An 18016-nucleotide genomic window follows, 5' to 3' on the forward strand; every position below is an offset into this window, starting at 1 on the left:
AATATCATGCTAGATCAACAAAGTACTATAGCGCCTACTGTTACAACTCCTGCGGTTGGTGCTTTAAGCATACATTTTCCCGGCAAGCTGTTGTTTGGTAAAGGCACGTTAGAAAAACTGCCAGCCGAAGTACAACTGCCAGGCGTAAGTAAAGTGCTATTGGTTACAATAGAACCTTTGCTTGCAAAACTGCAACCTATCATCCAGGAGTTAGAAAGTAACAATATCCAGGTATCAGTAGATACAAGCATCACCCAAGAGCCATCATTCGAAGACTTTCAGCTTCTGATGAAAACGATTACACCTATCAATCCGGATGTAGTGGTTGGTATTGGTGGCGGAAGTGTATTGGATGTAGCCAAGCTGGTCGCCGCTCAGTTAGACAATGAACAAACATTGCAGGAGTATGTAGGCATAGGGCTCTTGAAAGGTCGTAGCAAAAGGTTGATCTGTATGCCTGCAACATCAGGCACTGGTAGCGAGGCTTCGCCAAATGCTATCCTTGTTGACAATGCCGACAATCAAAAGAAAGGCATCATCAGTCCCTTCCTTGTTCCCGATGTGGTGATTGTTGATCCGCTGCTTACTATGAGTGTGCCGCCTGCTATCACTGCAGCTACCGGCCTCGATGCGTTGACGCATTGCCTGGAAGCATACACCAATAAGTTCGCGCAGCCTTTCATCGACATGTTTGCTTTCGAAGGCATGCGGCTCATAGCGGCTCACCTTGTGCAGGCTGTAAAGCACGGCGATGATGAAGAGGCGAGAACGCAGGTGGCTATGGGTAGTTTGCTCGGTGGCTTTTGCCTCGGCCCTGTGAACACTGCCGGGGTGCATGCATTGTCGTACCCGCTCGGCAGCACGTTTCACCTGGCGCATGGACTAAGCAATGCACTGTTGTTGCCTTATGTGATGGAGTATAATCTTCCTGCTGCGCCTCGCCGTTATGCTGATGTAGCCGTGGCATTGGGTTGCAGTCGCGAAGCTGATGACATGGAAACGGCTAAAAAAGGGATTGAAAAAGTTCGCTCCTTCATTGCTGAATGTGGCGTGCCTGCACGTCTTCGTGATGTCAACATTCCTCGCGAAGCAATTCCGCAGATGGCTGTCGATGCATTGAAAATTCAAAGGTTGTTGAAGAACAACCCAAGGCATATCAGCGAGCAGGATGCCATAGATATCTATGAAGCGGCCTATTAAGTAAAAGTTTGTGTTGACCAGCAGTTGATCCTTTGTCATCATCGTTGTGCCTGCCTGGCGGTAGGCAGGTCACTCACTTGTACGGCAAACAAAAACTGAACATGAAGTTGAACAAGAAATATTCAGGTGTGATTGTACCAACCGTTACACCACTTACAGCCGATCATACATTGGATCACCAGGCGGTAGAAAAGATGTTTGAGAACTTTTCTGCAAACCGTGTAATGCCGTTCATTATTGGCACTACCGGTGAGTCTGCATCACTTACTGTAGAGCTGAAACAGGACTTTATTAAGCAGGCAGCCAGGCTAAAGAAGGCTGATACTGTTTTATACGCAGGCATTGCATCCAATGTATTTGAAGAGAGTGTACAACTGGCAAAGTTTGCATTTGATAATGGCGTAGATGTAGTAGCGGCTAATCTTCCTTCTTATTATGCCCTATCAAATGATCAAATCAAAATGTACTTCGAACAATTGGCCAACGCTGTTCCCGGCCCGTTAATCATTTACAATATTCCGGCTACTACGCACATGTCTATCCCGCTTGAGCTGATAGATGAACTTAGTTATCATCCCAACATAGTAGGAACAAAAGACTCTGAGCGCAGTGAAGAACGCCTGCAACAATCACTTGCATTATGGGCAGGGCGTGAAGACTTTTGTCACTTCCTTGGTTGGGCAGCAAAATCTGCGGATGCACTCATTGGCGGTAGCGACGGACTGATACCAAGTACGGGTAATCTTCACCCGGGTATCTATAACGAAATGGTACAGGCTGTTGCGGCAGGTGATCATGCAAAGGCTTATGAAATGCAAAGGCTTTCTGATGTGCTGGGTGATCTTTATCAAAAGGGAAGAACATTGGGACAGTCGCTATGGGCACTAAAAGTTTTAATGCGTGAAGCAGGACTTTGCCAACCGAATGTAATGCCACCATTACAATCCATGTCAGCCGACGAAGAACAAGCTTTATTAGCAGCTTTTACAGACATCATAAATAAAGAAGGATTACAATTATCACAATCATTATCACATGCCTGATTTACCAATCATAGGAATAACCATGGGCGACCCGGCCAGTATAGGCCCGGAGATAGCCGTGAAAGCTTTATTGAATAAAGACATATACGATACTTGTAAACCACTACTGGTTGGTGATGCACGTGTGTTTGAAGATATTATAGATCGCCTTGGTCTTGCCGCTACTATTAATGCCATCGAAAATGTTGCTGAAGCACAGTTTCAATTTGGAGTGATAGACGTATACGACCTGAAGAATGTAGATATGGACAAACTGGAGTTTGGACAGATATCTGCAATGGCCGGTGCCGCATCATTTGAAGCGGTAAAAACGGTTATTGATTTGGCAATGGCGGGAGAGATCGAAGCTACCGTTACAGGTCCAATCAATAAAAAATCGATCAACGAAGCAGGTCATCACTTTGCAGGCCACACTGAAATATACGCACATTATACCGGCACAAAGAAGTATGCAATGCTGCTGGTGGAAGACAACATCAAAGTGATCCATGTATCTACGCATGTATCGCTCAGGCAGGCTTGCGACCTTGTAAAAAAGGAAAGAATACTGGAAGTTGTCCAGTTGCTACACAACGGCATGAAGCAGTTAGGCGAGACTAATATGAAGATCGGTATAGCGGGTCTTAATCCGCATGCCGGCGATAGTGGCTTGTTTGGTACAGAAGAAGCTGAAGAGATAGAGCCTGCAGTTGAGGAAGCCCGGCGCCTTGGTTTTGAGGTAGAAGGTCCTGTGCCGCCAGATACCATGTTTGCAAAAGCAGCAATGGGATCGTATGGTGGAGTAGTAGCCATGTACCACGACCAGGGGCATATTCCTTTCAAGCTATCCGGTTTCAAATGGAATGCTGAAAAGCAACAGATGGATAGTGTGAAAGGAGTGAACATCACCATGGGGTTACCAATCATCCGCACATCTGTTGACCATGGAACTGCATTTGAGATTGCCGGTAAAGGTGTAGCAAGTCCGGATGCCATGGTGTTGGCAATAGAATCAGCAGTGCAGTTGAGTAAGTACAAGGTAAAAGAAAAAGAGAGCGTATAAATGATAGTGGTTATAGCAGATGATCTTACAGGCGCTGCAGAATTAGGTGGGCTGGGCTTGAAGTATGGATTAGAAGTAGAAATAGTAACAGAGGTAGATAAAAATACAGATGCAGATCTGCTAATCATTTCTGCTGATACACGTAGTGTAAGTGAAGAGGAAGCAACGGCCAAAATCAAAGAAATAACAACAAGGGTACTTGCCTTACAACCCGAACTTGTTTTTAAAAAGATTGATTCTGTGCTACGCGGACATGTGCTCGCCGAAGCGAAAGCACAGATGGAAGTAATGGGGCTGGATAAAGCATTGATTGTTTCAGCGAATCCTTCCTTGGGCAGAACAATAAAGAATGGCACTTACTATTTCAATGGTGCACCTATCAGCGAAAGCAGCTTTTCAAACGATCCTGAGTTCCCGGTTACCACTTCTAAGGTAACGGAGATGCTAAGGGTGAAGTCAGAAGTGGTGCGGGTGATAAATGCAAATGATCCATTGCCAGCTGTTGAGATCGTTGTTGGTGAGGTAGAAGATAATAGTGACTTGGATAAATGGGCAACACGAGTGGATGGACAAAGAATGCTGGTTGGTGCTGCAGGATTTTTTAATGCCATACTCGCAACAAGGTTCGAAAAAGTAGAAGAAGTAGAAAAGCCTTTAGTGTTAGAAGAACCAATGCTGTTTGTATGTGGCACCACCTTCTATAAAAGCAGGAAGGTGATAAGGGAAGTAAGAGATAAAGGAGGTCCTGTTAGCTATATGCCTGCTGAGATCATCAATAATGATGCAACAGCGGAAGGTTATACCAACTGGAGTAAGAGTATAGCAACCCATTTGTTGGAGAGCCAAAAGGCAATAGTAGCCATAGACGAAGCCTCAACAAAGTTGGCCAGTGCAGGTGAATTAAGAGAGAAAACAGCTGGTGTTGTACAGCAGGTGTTAGAGCAGGTAGCAGTAAAAGAACTGGTAGTTGAAGGAGGTTCTACAGCGGCTTCTATCATCGGGAAGCAGCAGTTTAAAAAGTTGATACCGGTGCAGGAACTTTCGCCCGGTGTGATACGGATGAAAGTAGAAGGACAAGATCTTTTTATGACCATAAAACCAGGTAGCTACGACTGGTCGCCGGGCTTGTGGATGTTTTAAAAAGGATGATTGCAAGAAGGGAAGGAGGAACTTCCAGTCCTAACAATGAATGGATGGAAGATATTGTTTCGTGCCTCCAATGACGACCATAGATACTTACTGTACAAGTGAGTGACCTGTCTGCCGACAGGCAGGCACAACGATGCTTAATAGAATTACAACAGCCCGTTACACAATGGCTATTGTAGCTAAACCTATATAACGATTGAACCTTAACATATGAATCCTACGCTTCACATTATCGACTACATCATCATCATTGCCCTCTTAATTGTAACGCTTGCCTTTGGGTTTCGCTTTGCGAAAAAACAAAAGTCAACGGAGGGGTTTTTCCTTGCAAAGAACAGGGTGCCGGCTTGGGCACTCGGTATGTCGTTGCTGGCAACGCTTATCAGTAGTGTCACCTTCCTTGGATACCCGGGTACCGGCTTTGCCAACAACTGGATCTTATTGGTGCAAGGCCTGATGGTACCGGTAGTATTGTTGGGTACGATCTGGTTCATTGTGCCGCTGTATCGCAAGGTGATCAAGCTGAGTACGTACGAATATTTTGAACAACGCTTCGGCACCTTTGCCCGCTATTATAGCTCACTGGCTTTTGTGTTGCGGCAATTTGCAGGCATGGGTACAGTGTTCTTCCTGCTGGCGCTGGCGCTTAGCAGCATGACGGGTAGCGATACATTTATGACTATTGCAGTAGTGGGTTCTGTCATCATTATTGTGAATCTTTTAGGTGGAATAGAAGCGGTGATATGGCTGGACGTATTCCAGGGTTTCATGTTGTTTGCCAGTGGTATCATTTGCATTGGTGTACTGTTGTTTTCTGTTGATGGTGGTCCCACAGCTGTGTGGGATATAGCAACCGCAGCAGGCAGAACAGGCTTCGGTCCTTATGACATGGATCTTACCAAACTCACATTTGTGGTGATGGCCATAAATGGCGCTTTTTATGCCATCCAGAAATATGGAACCGATCAAACCGTGGTACAGCGTTACCTGACTGCCCGTACTGATAAAGCTGCTATACGTGCATCGTTATTGGGTATTTTACTGACAGTGCCTGTGTGGACCTTATTCATGTTCATCGGTACCGCTTTGTATGTTTTTTATACGCAGCAGCCGTTGCCAGAGGGTGTTCGAGCCGATGCCGTCTTCCCTTACTTCATCATGACGCAACTGCCTACAGGTGTTATTGGTTTCATACTCGCCGCAATGATATCGGCTGCTATCTGCAGCCTCAGTGCTGATCTTAACTCACTGGCAGCTGTAGGCGTAGAAGATTATTATAAGAAAGTGCGCCCAAAGAAAACGGATAAAGAATACCTGTTTGCAAGCAGGCTGATCGTTGTGCTGTCAGGCGTGATCTCTATCCTGATAGGCTTCATTTATGTACGTGCCGGAAGTGAAGGCGTACTGGGTGTCGTGTTCACACTGTATGCAATTTTCTCTGGTGGAATAGTTGGGATCTTCCTGCTTGGTTTATTAAGCGCCAGGGCCAACCGCCAGGGCGTGAACATTGGGATCATTACCTGTATCCTTTTTACAGGCTATGCCTTCCTGACTTCTACTCCTATTGGATTGGGAGATAATCCATCCCTGCTGCTAGACTTTGGTCCTTACAACTTTACCCATCATAAATTAATGTTGGGTGTGTATAGTCACCTCATTGTTGTAGGTGTAGGCTACGCTGCCAGCTTGTTTTTCCCAAAACCGGTGATCGATAAAAACCTGCTGTATAGTGGGTGGAAAGAGGGCAGAAAGGCTGATAAAGTGGCTGCTTCAGCCAAGGTTCTGGAGGCAGTGTAGTAGCAGGATAATCCATCATTTTAGTTCAATAGTACATTCTTAAGGATTTTTTAATCGGGTAACTTTACTAACGGACTTTATATTTTTTCCATTTCAACGATGCTATATGAATGCACACCTACACTCTATTAAGAGAAGGATGAGTCTATTCTTCTTATTTGTTTTACTATCCATTTTGTTGAACGCTCAGTCAAAGGTGGTTACCGGCAGGGTCACGGTTTCAGAAAATAACGAACCCTTAAGCGGAGTAACTGTCAATGTAAAAGGTGCTGAACGTTCTGTAACTACTAATGACCAAGGTGAGTTCACGATTACCGTACCCTCTCCACAGTCAGTCCTTGTATTTACTTATGTAGGATTTGGTACCCAGGAAATAGCAGTCGGTAACAGGACTGCTATCAATGTGACGATGTCCAACATTACCAAGACCATGGATGAAGTAGTAGTTATTGGATATGGTACCGTCAAACGAAGAGATCTTACCGGTGCCGTTGCATCTATCAAGAGCGAGGAGATTGTGTTAACCCCTACACACAATGTTGTAGAGGCAATGCAGGGAAGGGTTTCCGGTGTTGATATTACCAGGTCTTCGGGTAGTGCTGGCGCGGGTGCTAATATCCGTGTACGCGGTAACCGTTCTATCAGTGGTAACAATTCTCCTCTTTACATAATAGATGGTTTCCAGGGTGGAAGTATTTCAGATCTTAACCCGAACGATATCGAGTCCATCGATGTACTGAAAGATGCCTCAGCTACGGCTATCTATGGTGCACAGGGCGCCAACGGCGTTATCATTGTAACCACCAAAAGAGGTGCGTCCGGCAAAACATCTGTTACTTACGATGGTTTCTATGGTATCAATGGATATACTTCTTTTCCTCAGCCAAGGTTAGGAGAGGATTATATTCAAGTGCGAAGAGAGGCTTTCCGTACTGCAGGACAATGGTCAAGTCCCGCTGATGATGCAAGATTATTCCCTAACGCAGACGAGTGGGCTGCAGTGCAGGCCGGGCAATTTATAAACTGGTTTGACCTGCTTAACAGGAATGGACAGCAGCAAAGCCATACCGTTACCCTGAGAAATGGTTCCGACAGAACAAAAACATTTCTATCGCTTAACTACTTCAATGAAGAAGGCATGTTGAGACGAAATGATTTTACCAGGTATAACGTGCGGTTTAACCTTGATCAGAATGTATTTAAATGGGCAAAAGCAGGTATCCTGAGCCAGGTTACTTATTCGAAGCTCAACAGTCGCAGAGATCCTTTATCTGTAGCACTTTCCACTGTTCCGCTGGGTAAACCATACGATGAAAACGGTAATATCAACCTGTACCCGCTAGGGCCGAACAACCAGAATGTTGTAAGCCCGTTAACAGACGAACGTGGAGAGTTTATTGCCTTGGATAAAACTTTAAGAACAAATGTGATGGCCAATGCTTATGTTGAGATCACACCGTTAAAAGGTTTGAGTTTTAGATCGAATTTTGGTTCTACACTCGCTTTCGGTAGGCGCGGAGTCTTCAACGAAGCAACTTCGCTGGCTCAAAGAAATGCAAGGATCAATTCAGCATCTCTTATCAATGATCAAAGCACATTTTTTAATTGGGACAACATCCTTACCTACAACAAGTCAATCAATGATCATTCATTCACTTTAACCGGTGTACAAAGCTATTTGCAGAGTGATGCTGAACAGCTTTCTGCATCAGGCGATGGTCAACTACTTCCTTCACAAGGTTTTTATAACCTTGCTGCTACACAGCAAAACAGGTTTATTTCTTCCAGCTATACCGGGTGGAACAACTTATCCTTTGCTGGTAGGATAAACTATAACTATAAGAGCAAATACCTTTTCACAGCTACCTATAGGGCTGATGGAGCTTCCAGGCTTGGCATAAATAAGTGGGATTATTTTCCTTCTTTGGCCTTGGGTTGGAATATTTCAGAAGAAGGATTTTTACAGAGCGTAACGTGGTTGAATTCACTTAAGATGAGAGGTAGCTGGGGTAAGGCCGGAAACTATGGTATAAATGTGTATGGCACCCAGAGTGTGATTACCCCGGCACAAAATATAGGTTTTGGTGATGTTCAGGGAAATATGTTCCAGTTTGATCCGCTGGTTGGTAATCCAAACCTGAAATGGGAGACATCAACCACCACCAACGTGGGTTTAGACTTTGGCATCCTAAAAAACAGGATAACAGGTACATTTGAATGGTACAATACCATTACCTCTGATATCCTCTTGTTACGAACACTTCCACGGTCTACAGGTGTTTCCAGGGTTTACCAGAATATTGGTGAAACACAAAACAACGGTATTGAATTACAGCTGACCTCCAGGAATGTTGTTGGTAGAAACTTTACCTGGAATACATCTGCCACTTTTACCAGGAACAGGGAGAAGATCACCAAGCTGATTGATAACTCCGAGATCATAATTGGAGCAACACCAGAAACACAGTCATTACTTCTCGGCCGTCCAATCCAATCTTTCTACTCGTATAGAAAATTGGGAATCTGGCAAACAGATAAAGCAGATGTAGCAGCGAGATACAGGTTTGGTAATTCACCATTTCGCCCGGGAGATTTACACATTGAAGATATAAACGGCGATTCTATCATCAACACAGCTGATAGAACATACCTGGGTTCTTCTGTACCTGATTTTATTCTAGGTCTGCAAAACAACTTTACCTACAAAGGGTTTGACCTTGGGTTCTTCTTATTCTGGCGCTATGGTCAAATGATCAATGCAGAGTTTCTTGGACGTTACAACCCGGCGGGTGATGGAAGTGGTCCTGCTAACATGAATTACTGGACTCCTGAAAATCCTACCAACGATTTCCCGCGTCCACGTATGGGGCAGCGTCACATTGATATCTATGGCTACCAGGCTATACCTTTTGTTGATGGTTCTTTCTTCAAAATAAAGAATGTAACTCTGGGTTATACTTTCACAAAATCTGTAGCAGGAAAAGTACGAGCTGAAAATATCAGGGTATATGTTACAGGTAATAACCTATTCACTCGTGCAAGAAGTCATCTCGTTAGAGACTACGACCCTGAAAGAGGCGGAGCAGAATCATCACCTCTAAGCAGGCAGTTTGTATTTGGATTGAATGTTGGCTTTTAATGCTTGTAGAAACCTATTGTTAATAGTAACAAAGAAATTATATGAATTTGAAGAATATAACCATTTCAAGCTTAGTATTAGCGGGCTTAATGGTAAATACATCATGTAGAAAGCTAGTAGAGAATAACCCTTCTGGCGCCACTGCAGAAGCTGTTTGGAGTACGCCTGAAGGCATGCTTACACTGGTAAATGCGGCCTATTCAGATCAGCGAAATTTTTATGGTAAAGAGGATGCTATTCTTATGACTGAGGGTGGAACAGACTTATGGTTCAACCAGAATAAATCGAGCTATGCCAACCAGCTTACCAGGTACGAAGGATTTACCGCATCATCAAGTGGCACTAACCGTAATGCATTCACCACTTTTTATAAAGGCCTTAACCTTGCCAATGCAGGTATAGGCAGAATAAAAAATGTTGCTTATCCATCTATGGATGAGCGCAACAGGAGGGAGGGCGAGCTTAGGTTTATGCGCGCATTTTACCTGTGGCATATTGTAGAATTCTATGGTGGTGTAAACCTGAGAACTACAGAAGCACAGGGTGCTGAACTCACAGCAACAAGAAGCTCTGTACAAGAGTTTTATAATGTGATCATTGATGACCTGCAATTCGCTAAGCAACATTTGCCTAATTCATGGGGTGCAGAATATAGCAGGGCAACGAAAAAATCTGCTGCAGGCTTCCTGGCAAGAGCACTGCTTACAAGAGCTTATCATAGTACAGGCGCAGAAGCTACCCAATATTTCACCCGTGCACGCGATGCTGCAAAGGATGTTATTGACAGGGCTGCTGAATTCCAGATTGCGTTATGGCCAAACTACAGGGACTTGTGGCTGCCAGCCAACAATAAAAGGATGAGTGCAAGTGGTGGAGAGGCATTATATACTATTAGCAATTCCGCCAATAATACTGCTATCAATTTTGATGGAAATGCCAACAGGATGCACATGTGGTATCTTACCCAATACAACAATCGCATTGGTGCACTGGTGCAGAGCTTTGAGTATGGCAATGATGGACAGCGTCGTCTACAGCCAACGCTGGCACTACTGGATATGTACAACGAGAATATTGACAGCAGGTATGAAGGTTCTTTCCAGGAGGTTTGGCTTGTTAATCGTGTAGCTGGAAATCCTCCGGTACCAAGCAATTATACCTTAACTGCGCAAGATGTAAATACGTATAAAAAGCACCCAAGTTTAGTAGGAACCGTTTTAAGACACGGTATAGATACTGCTTTGTATATCACAAAAAGAAGCATTGCTAATGAGTCGCTGAGGCCTTATCCAATATTTGATAGGGATACCATGTACACACCTTCTGGTGCTATTGCTGGTGTAAATGCTTATCCTTCTCTTATCAAGTTTGCTTATCCTAACCGTACTGCACTTAATGCTCAGCCAGGCTTCAACGACATCTTCTTGATGCGCTTTGCTGAGATGTACCTGATTGCCGCTGAGGCAGAGTTCAGGTTGGGAAATAGTGCAGCTGCTGCTACTTACGTTAACGTAATAAGAACAAGGGCTGCTAAAAAAGCACCGGTTAATCAAACTACAGCTATGCAGGTAGCTGCTGCCGATATTAATATTGATTTTATACTTAATGAAAGAGCAAGAGAATTTGCCGGTGAGCAAATCAGGTGGTTTGACCTGAAGCGTTCTTTAACTCCGCAGCAATGGGTTAACCGCATTAAGACTTTGAACCCTGATATCACTGCTGTACAACCTTTCCACATATTGCGTCCAGTACCGCAGGAGGAACTTGATGCACTACTGAATGGTGCCGAGTTTGGACAAAATCCTGGATACTAATTTTCTCATTTGAATTTGTTATAAGGGCTGTATCTACAGCCCTTTTTTTGTTTTTTACGTGAAGCATTGCTTCTCGTATTTTGCGTGAGTTATAGAAAAATCATCCATTATTTCAGTTGATTAATGCATTCTTCCCCGTAAGGCATTCACATAGCTTTACTGCTACATTATTGATCCGCAACCACTAGCGTGCTAGCCAAGTGCTGTTGTGCGATCATAAAAACGATTGTTTGTTCCCAATATGAAGAAGCTCCTCTTTTCATTGTTTGTTTTTGCTTTCTCCTATACTATTGGGAACTCGCAGACATCCGATGATGCATTCAAGCAACCTTTACAGGAAGTACTACAACAGATACAACAACGTTATGGCATTGCGATTCGTTATGACGAAAAGCTGGTGAAAGATAAATGGGTCAATTACGCCGGCTGGAAATTCAAACCCAATGTTGAGAAAACACTAGCCAATGTGCTGGCTTCAGCAGATATCACTTTTGCTAAAGAAGGAGATAAGAAGTACAAACTTCAAAATTACCAGTACCATTTAAAAACGGTTGAAGAAGGCAAAGAGCAACTGCAATATTTATCTACACTTTATAGCAATCGAGAGAGCTGGGAACAGCGCAAGGCTGAATTGAAATCTTGTATGCTATCTGCACTTAGACTAAATCATCTTCCTGCAGCTCCTGCATCAAAACCAATCATAACAGCGGTGCGAAAGTTTGATGGTTATACTGTCGAAAACATAGCCATCGAAACACTCCCCGGGTTATATGTTAGCGGCTCTCTTTACCGTCCTGCAAGGGTAAAAGGTAAGGTGCCGCTTGTATTGAATCCTGATGGTCATTTCTCTAAAGGACGTTACCGCGCAGACTGCCAGTATCGCTGTGCTACTCTGGCACGTATGGGGGCTATGGCTTTTAGCTACGACCTTTTTGGATGGGATGGAGAGTCCTTGTTACAAGTTCAATCAACTGATCATAGAAGAGCTTTGGTGCAAAGTATCCAGGCATTGAGTGCAATCCGCATTCTAGACTACCTGACTACTTTAAAAAATGTTGATACCAATCGTATTGCTATCACCGGTGCATCGGGTGGTGGAAGCCAGACCATGTTGATGGCTTCCATTGACGATCGGATCGATCTGAGCGTTCCTGTGGCTATGTTGTCCTCTTACCACAGTGGTGGTTGCCCTTGCGAGAGTGGTATGGGTGTACACATGTGCGGTGGCGGAACCAACAATGTTGAAATAGCTGCTATGGCTGCTCCCAATCCTCAATTGGTTATCAGCGATGGTAAAGACTGGACGAAACATGTTCCAGAAAATGAGTTTCCGTTTTTGCAGCGTACCTATAGTTTCTATAACAATGGCAGCAGCATGTTACAGAATGCACACATTGCTACCGATGGTCACGACTATGGCAAGAATAAACGAGAAGCCATGTATGCATTTGTTGCAGATCATTTTAAACTGAACAAACAAGCTGCTGACGAAAGCAAAGTGACTATAGAAAAGGAACAGGCATTATACGTTTTTGGCGACAAAGGCGAAAAGCTTCCGCCTACTGCCATCAAAGGTTTTGATGAAGTAACCAGGGTATTTGAAGCTGCCGTTAGTGCTAAGTAGTAGGATGGAACCAGCAGTCGAAACTCTATTAAGCATCGTTGCGCCTGCCTGTCGGCAGACAGGTCGCACACTTGTACCGTAAAACATTTATCAAAAGCTACCACACAATATGAACAACAAGCAAAAGATACTACTCCTTATATGCCTTCTTGCTATTTGCTTTGTTCCAACTATCACTGTTGTAGCACAATCAAAAAAAGAGCGGTATAAAGTTGCGGTAGTAGACCTGATGATATTGAAACGTCAGAAGCTGGGCGCTTTCCAATTGGCAAAAGAAATTGGAGCCGATGGAGTAGAAGTGGATATGGGTGGACTAGGTAATCGTCCAACATTCGATAACAAGCTGCTGACCGATACAGTTCGCCAACAATTTTTAGACAAAGCAAAAGAACTAGGCCTTGAGATACCATCACTGGCAATGACTGGCTACTATGCACAATCGTTCTGCCAGCGTGAACATTTCATACAGTCGGTTGAGGATTGTATAAAGACAATGAAGTTGATGAATGTAAAAGTTGCCTTCCTGCCGCTTGGCGTTCAATGTGACTTAGCAAAAAATCCAGAAGTAAGAGATAGTGTTGTTAGTCGCTTGAAGTTGGCCGGTAAAATGGCAAGAAAAGCAGGCGTTGTGATCGGCATCGAGACAGCATTGGATGCTGCAGGTGAGTTGCAGCTTCTAAAAGACATCGGATCGAAAGCTGTCAAGAGTTACTTCAATTTCTCCAATGCAATCAAGAACAACCGCGACCTGCACCAGGAGTTGAATATCTTAGGCAGAAAGAATATTGTTCAGATTCATTGTACTAATAGCGATGGTGTATGGCTTCAAAACGATACAGCCATTGATATGAAGAAAGTAAAACAAACACTGGATGAAATGAAGTGGAAAGGCTGGCTGGTGATTGAAAGATCAAGAGATCAGAAAGCGCCAACAAATGTCAAGTACAATTTCACAGCTAATACTGCGTATGTGAAATCAATATTTCAATCAGCACAATAACGAATAGTAACTGGATGAATTCAATTAAGCAACTTGTAGTTCTACTTATTTTTTGCTGCACCTTTCATGGTGCTTTTGCTGTTGATATATGGGTGTCGGTGAAAGGTTCAGATCATAATGATGGAACAAAAGAAAAGCCCCTGGCAACAGTTGCTATAGCGTTGCGCAAGGCAAGAGAGTTAAGGAGACTGAATGATCCATCCGTCACAACCGGTATTCGCATAGTGGTGGGTGAAGGCGTTTACAAACTAGAAGAGCCAATCATTGTACGTCCTGAAGATAGTGGCACACCAACAAGCCCCACAATCATTGAAGCGGCTGCTGGTGCAACACCTGTATTAAGTGGTGGCGTACTGATCAACGGGTGGCGTAAAGCACCAGGATGGATTGCTGGTTTGCCGAAAGCAGCACAAGGCAAAGTTTGGGTAGCCGATGCACCTATGGTTGGCGGGCGTTTGCTAGAGTTCAGGCAACTATGGGTGAATGATGCAAAAGCTGTAAGAGCAAAGCAGACACCAGGCAGCAGTATGAACCGCATTCTTTCATGGAACCATAAAGATCAAACTTGTTGGATACCTAAACCATCAGCAGATGTAAGCAATGCTGAAGGGCTGGAGATGCTCATCCATCAATGGTGGGCAATTGCCAACCTTCGTGTGAAGGAGATACAGGTACAGGGTGATAGTGCTAAACTTACTTTTCATCAACCTGAAAGTCGCATTCAATCAGAGCATCCCTGGCCTGCGCCATGGATTTCTAAGAAGACAGGTAACTCAGCTTTTTACTTAATCAACGCAATACAGTTTTTAGATGAACCTGGCGAGTGGTTCCTGGATATGAAGAACAGGAAGCTGTACTATTATCCCAAAGCAGGTGAAAATATGCTGACTGCATCTGTTGTCGCGCCTGCATTGGAAACATTGGTGCGGATAGAAGGGACCATAGATCATCCGGTTTCTTATGTGTTTTTCAAAGGTCTTTCTTTCCAGCATGCTACATGGCTTAGGCCGTCAAAGGAAGGGCATGTGCCACACCAGGCAGGCATGCCTATGACTGATGCATACAAGCTGAAGGTTCCAGGCACACCCGATAAAAAAGGTTTGGAGAACCAGGCATGGCTTGTAAGGCCGGCCGCAGCAGTGGAAGCGGCATTCACTAACAATACCGGGTTTGAAGCATGTCGTTTTGAGCACCTTGCTTCTACAGGCTTAGATTACAAGCGAGGCAATCACCATGATGTAATAAAGGGCAACCTGTTTAAAGATATTGGTGGTAACGGAATACTGGCAGGAGTGTTTTCGGATGAAGCATATGAAACACATCGTCCTTATGATCCTGCTGATGAACGTGAGATAACTACCAACACGCATATTGTAAATAATCTTATCACTGATGTAACCAATGAAGATTGGGGATGTATTGGTATTGCTGCTGGTTATGTAAGAGGTATCAACATCGAGCACAACGAGATCAGCAATGTATCGTACAGCGGTATTAGTATGGGCTGGGGCTGGACAAGAACCATCAATGCCATGCGTAACAACCGGATACATGCTAATAAGATCCATCACTATGGCAAGCATATGTATGATGTGTCTGCTATCTATACCTTATCCGCGCAGCCCGGTTCTGTCATCAGCAACAACTATGTCGACAGCATTTATGTAGCACCCTATGCACATGACCCGCATCATTGGTTTTACCTGTATACAGATGAGGGTTCTTCTTATTTTACAGTAAAGGATAATTGGACACCGGCAGAAAAATTTTTGCAGAATGCAAATGGCCCGGGTAATGCCTGGACGAATAATGGTCCGCAGGTAGCAGATAGTATAAAGCTTCTTGCTGGCATTCAGACACCATATCAATACCTGGTAAAAGAAAGAACGGTTGATAACAGTTGGCCTATCAATAAATACATACCGGTTTCAAAAGATAAGCAAGCAAACAAACATGCAGCTATCAATAAGCCTGTAGTGATAGAAGTAGTTGCACCGGCTAAAGCTAATGAGGCCGCAATCAAAAATGTGTTCTCAAAAAATGGTGTTAGTAGCAACGACATTTATCATTGGAATAATCATCTTGTAGCATTTACCCCACCAAGTGATACTATTAACATCCGCAAACAAATAGCCACCGTTCTGCCGCAGTCCCGGGTAAATATTTACAACGACATGTTTTATGTGTTTGACAGAAATGCATGCAATGGAAAAGGAGAGGTGAAAGAATGGGATCATATACTGCTTACCGCCAATCTTGTAAAAGATCCTAAGCTGCAGCAGGAATACCTGGACTATCATGCCAAACAGCAACAGCTATTTCCGGAGGTAGCCAAGGGGTTTTGTAATGCCGACTTCCAGCAACTGTTATTGTTTAAAAATGGAAGACAGCTAATGCTGATCATCAGTATACCAAAAGGTGCAAGCCTGGATGAACTCAATCCAAAGACTATGGAAAATAACCCTCGTGTAAACGAATGGAATAGCCTGATGAGTAAATTCCAGGAAGGCATTGAAGGAACAAAGAAAGGAGAGACGTGGGTGTTTTTAGAAAAGTATAAATGATGAAGTATAAATGATGAATGAAAAGAAAAATATATTGAAGGATAAATCATTTCATTTCGCTGTTCGCATTTATAAATTGTTTAAGTATTTAAATGAGTCAAAGAAGGAATTTGTACTGAGTAAACAGTTATTAAGAAGTGGAACTTCTATAGGTGCAAATATCAGGGAAGCTTATAACGCATCGAGTAAAGCTGATTTCATCAATAAGCTCTCAATAGCTCAAAAAGAAGCGGATGAAAGTATCTACTGGTTAGAGCTTCTAAAGGAAGTTGATTTATTAACGCAAGAAGAATCTAATTCGATTTATGGTGAAGCTGTCGAATTATTGAAGATGATCAGAAGCAGTATAATGACTGCCAAAAAGAACATTCAAAACATAAGTAAGAAAACCGTATGAAAACTATGAACTATGAATGATGAATGAGAGCAATTTTATTGCTAGGTGGGTCAATTCATTTATCATTTATAGTTCATCATTTATAATTAGAAGAACATGTTGAAATTAGGAATATTAGGTTTAGGCGAAGGTCGCAGCACCATCTCTGCTGCCTTACAAAGCGGCAGGTATGCACTAAAGATGATTTGCGATGCAAAGGAAGAATTATGTAAGCAGCGTGCTAAGGAATTTGATTTTCATCAATACACAACCAGCTACCAGCAGATGCTGGATGATAAAGAGATTGATGTTGTCGCTATCTATACACCTGATCATTTACATGCACAGCATGTGAAGCAGGCATTACTGCACGATAAGCATGTGGTATGTACCAAGCCTTTCATCGACAACCTGGCTGATGCAAAAGAGTTACTGGAGCTACAGGAAAAGTCAGGGAAGAAAGTTTTCATAGGTCAAAGCTCAAGATTCTTTGAGCCAGCTAAAAGACAACGCAAAGACTATGAAGCAGGCTTATTGGGAGAATTGATAACAGTGGAAAGTCACTACCATGCAGACCATCGTTGGTTCCTGGAAAAAGGTTGGTCGCTGATGCAGTCATTCAAATGGTTGTATGGAGGATTAAGTCATCCTGTAGATTTCATAAGATGGTACCTGCCCAACATAGAAGAAGTAATGGGTTACGGAATGGTGAGCAGCAATGGTAAAACAGCAGGTTTAAAAAATGAAGACACCATGCACTTCATCTTCAAAGCTACTGATGGTAGAATTGCAAGAGTGAGCGGTGTATATACCAGCCCCATTCAACCGGCACAACGCGATAGCGGCATGACCGTAATCTTAAGATGTACAGAAGGTGCCAGCCAGGCTGACTACCACGAGTTGCGCTATTCCGTTACAGATAAAACAGGTGAAGAAAAGATCATCCACTGGGGTGATAGCACCATGAAGCACTACTTCCGCTTCGAAGGTCAGAGCCATCACGCAGGTGAGTACCAGAACTACCTGGAATATTTTGCTGATAGTATTGAACAAGGCTTTACGGCTTATCCCGACATGCAGGAAGGAATCGGAACCATCGCATTATTACAAGCCATGGACAGGTCATTGCAAACAGGCATGCCTGTGAAAGTAGATGCGATATTGGATGAGTATGGATTAACAAATGAAAAATTAAAAATGAAAAATTAAAAAGAAGAAGCAGGAGTGTAGTCACATTACTCCACAGGTTTTTCATTTTACATTTTTCA

Annotated in this window: 12 protein-coding genes; all 12 read left to right on the forward strand. The window is 43.4% G+C overall.

Going from position 1 to position 18016, the window contains the following annotated elements:
- Positions 1 to 6: 6 nt before the first annotated feature.
- The 12 genes from J4N22_RS03680 (at position 7) to J4N22_RS03735 (ending at position 17957) form a co-directional block, all read left to right on the forward strand.
- Positions 7 to 1200: an iron-containing alcohol dehydrogenase gene (locus tag J4N22_RS03680; RefSeq protein ID WP_207492348.1), complete on the forward strand. Its 1194-nt coding sequence runs from the start codon at positions 7 to 9 to the stop codon at positions 1198 to 1200.
- Between the two features lie 101 nt (positions 1201 to 1301).
- The gene (locus J4N22_RS03685) at positions 1302 to 2243 is read left to right on the forward strand and encodes a dihydrodipicolinate synthase family protein (RefSeq protein ID WP_207492349.1); all 942 of its coding nucleotides are present in this window, start codon (positions 1302 to 1304) and stop codon (positions 2241 to 2243) included.
- Positions 2236 to 3285, forward strand: coding sequence for a 4-hydroxythreonine-4-phosphate dehydrogenase PdxA (gene pdxA, locus J4N22_RS03690; RefSeq protein WP_207492350.1), 1050 nt, complete (start codon positions 2236 to 2238; stop codon positions 3283 to 3285). The genes J4N22_RS03685 and pdxA overlap by 8 nt, the downstream gene beginning before the upstream one ends.
- The gene (locus J4N22_RS03695; RefSeq protein ID WP_207492351.1) at positions 3286 to 4425 is read left to right on the forward strand and encodes a four-carbon acid sugar kinase family protein; all 1140 of its coding nucleotides are present in this window, start codon (positions 3286 to 3288) and stop codon (positions 4423 to 4425) included.
- A 219-nt stretch (positions 4426 to 4644) separates the two neighbouring features.
- Positions 4645 to 6231: a sodium:solute symporter family protein gene (locus J4N22_RS03700; RefSeq protein WP_207492352.1), complete on the forward strand. Its 1587-nt coding sequence runs from the start codon at positions 4645 to 4647 to the stop codon at positions 6229 to 6231.
- Positions 6232 to 6337: 106 nt separating this feature from the next.
- On the forward strand, positions 6338 to 9370 hold the full coding sequence (locus tag J4N22_RS03705; protein WP_207492353.1) for a SusC/RagA family TonB-linked outer membrane protein: 3033 nt from the start codon (positions 6338 to 6340) through the stop codon (positions 9368 to 9370).
- Positions 9371 to 9411: 41 nt separating this feature from the next.
- Positions 9412 to 11184, forward strand: a complete 1773-nt coding sequence (locus tag J4N22_RS03710) for a RagB/SusD family nutrient uptake outer membrane protein (RefSeq protein WP_207492354.1) — start codon at positions 9412 to 9414, stop codon at positions 11182 to 11184.
- Positions 11185 to 11425: 241 nt separating this feature from the next.
- Complete coding sequence (locus J4N22_RS03715; RefSeq protein WP_207492355.1) at positions 11426 to 12808, forward strand: DUF4974 domain-containing protein; 1383 nt, start codon at positions 11426 to 11428, stop codon at positions 12806 to 12808.
- A 109-nt stretch (positions 12809 to 12917) separates the two neighbouring features.
- The gene (locus J4N22_RS03720; protein WP_207492356.1) at positions 12918 to 13808 is read left to right on the forward strand and encodes a sugar phosphate isomerase/epimerase family protein; all 891 of its coding nucleotides are present in this window, start codon (positions 12918 to 12920) and stop codon (positions 13806 to 13808) included.
- Positions 13809 to 13822: 14 nt separating this feature from the next.
- Positions 13823 to 16372, forward strand: coding sequence for an L-rhamnose mutarotase (locus J4N22_RS03725; protein ID WP_207492357.1), 2550 nt, complete (start codon positions 13823 to 13825; stop codon positions 16370 to 16372).
- A 10-nt stretch (positions 16373 to 16382) separates the two neighbouring features.
- On the forward strand, positions 16383 to 16769 hold the full coding sequence (locus tag J4N22_RS03730) for a four helix bundle protein (RefSeq protein ID WP_207492358.1): 387 nt from the start codon (positions 16383 to 16385) through the stop codon (positions 16767 to 16769).
- A gap of 96 nt (positions 16770 to 16865) precedes the next feature.
- Positions 16866 to 17957 carry a Gfo/Idh/MocA family protein gene (locus J4N22_RS03735; protein ID WP_207492359.1) on the forward strand — a complete coding sequence of 364 codons (1092 nt, stop codon included), beginning with the start codon at positions 16866 to 16868 and terminating at the stop codon, positions 17955 to 17957.
- The last annotated feature ends 59 nt before the right edge of the window (positions 17958 to 18016 follow it).

It is taken from the genome of Aridibaculum aurantiacum, from assembly GCF_017355875.1.
GTDB lineage: Bacteria > Bacteroidota > Bacteroidia > Chitinophagales > Chitinophagaceae > Segetibacter > Segetibacter aurantiacus.

What these genes read in the sequence shown, in the direction of transcription:
- J4N22_RS03680 (WP_207492348.1), top strand. Translation starts at nt 7, where the DNA reads ATGCTAGATCAACAAAGTACTATAGCGCCTACTGTTACAACTCCTGCG.
- J4N22_RS03685 (WP_207492349.1), top strand. Translation starts at nt 1,302, where the DNA reads ATGAAGTTGAACAAGAAATATTCAGGTGTGATTGTACCAACCGTTACA.
- pdxA (WP_207492350.1), top strand. Translation starts at nt 2,236, where the DNA reads ATGCCTGATTTACCAATCATAGGAATAACCATGGGCGACCCGGCCAGT.
- J4N22_RS03695 (WP_207492351.1), top strand. Translation starts at nt 3,286, where the DNA reads ATGATAGTGGTTATAGCAGATGATCTTACAGGCGCTGCAGAATTAGGT.
- J4N22_RS03700 (WP_207492352.1), top strand. Translation starts at nt 4,645, where the DNA reads ATGAATCCTACGCTTCACATTATCGACTACATCATCATCATTGCCCTC.
- J4N22_RS03705 (WP_207492353.1), top strand. Translation starts at nt 6,338, where the DNA reads ATGAATGCACACCTACACTCTATTAAGAGAAGGATGAGTCTATTCTTC.
- J4N22_RS03710 (WP_207492354.1), top strand. Translation starts at nt 9,412, where the DNA reads ATGAATTTGAAGAATATAACCATTTCAAGCTTAGTATTAGCGGGCTTA.
- J4N22_RS03715 (WP_207492355.1), top strand. Translation starts at nt 11,426, where the DNA reads ATGAAGAAGCTCCTCTTTTCATTGTTTGTTTTTGCTTTCTCCTATACT.
- J4N22_RS03720 (WP_207492356.1), top strand. Translation starts at nt 12,918, where the DNA reads ATGAACAACAAGCAAAAGATACTACTCCTTATATGCCTTCTTGCTATT.
- J4N22_RS03725 (WP_207492357.1), top strand. Translation starts at nt 13,823, where the DNA reads ATGAATTCAATTAAGCAACTTGTAGTTCTACTTATTTTTTGCTGCACC.
- J4N22_RS03730 (WP_207492358.1), top strand. Translation starts at nt 16,383, where the DNA reads ATGATGAATGAAAAGAAAAATATATTGAAGGATAAATCATTTCATTTC.
- J4N22_RS03735 (WP_207492359.1), top strand. Translation starts at nt 16,866, where the DNA reads ATGTTGAAATTAGGAATATTAGGTTTAGGCGAAGGTCGCAGCACCATC.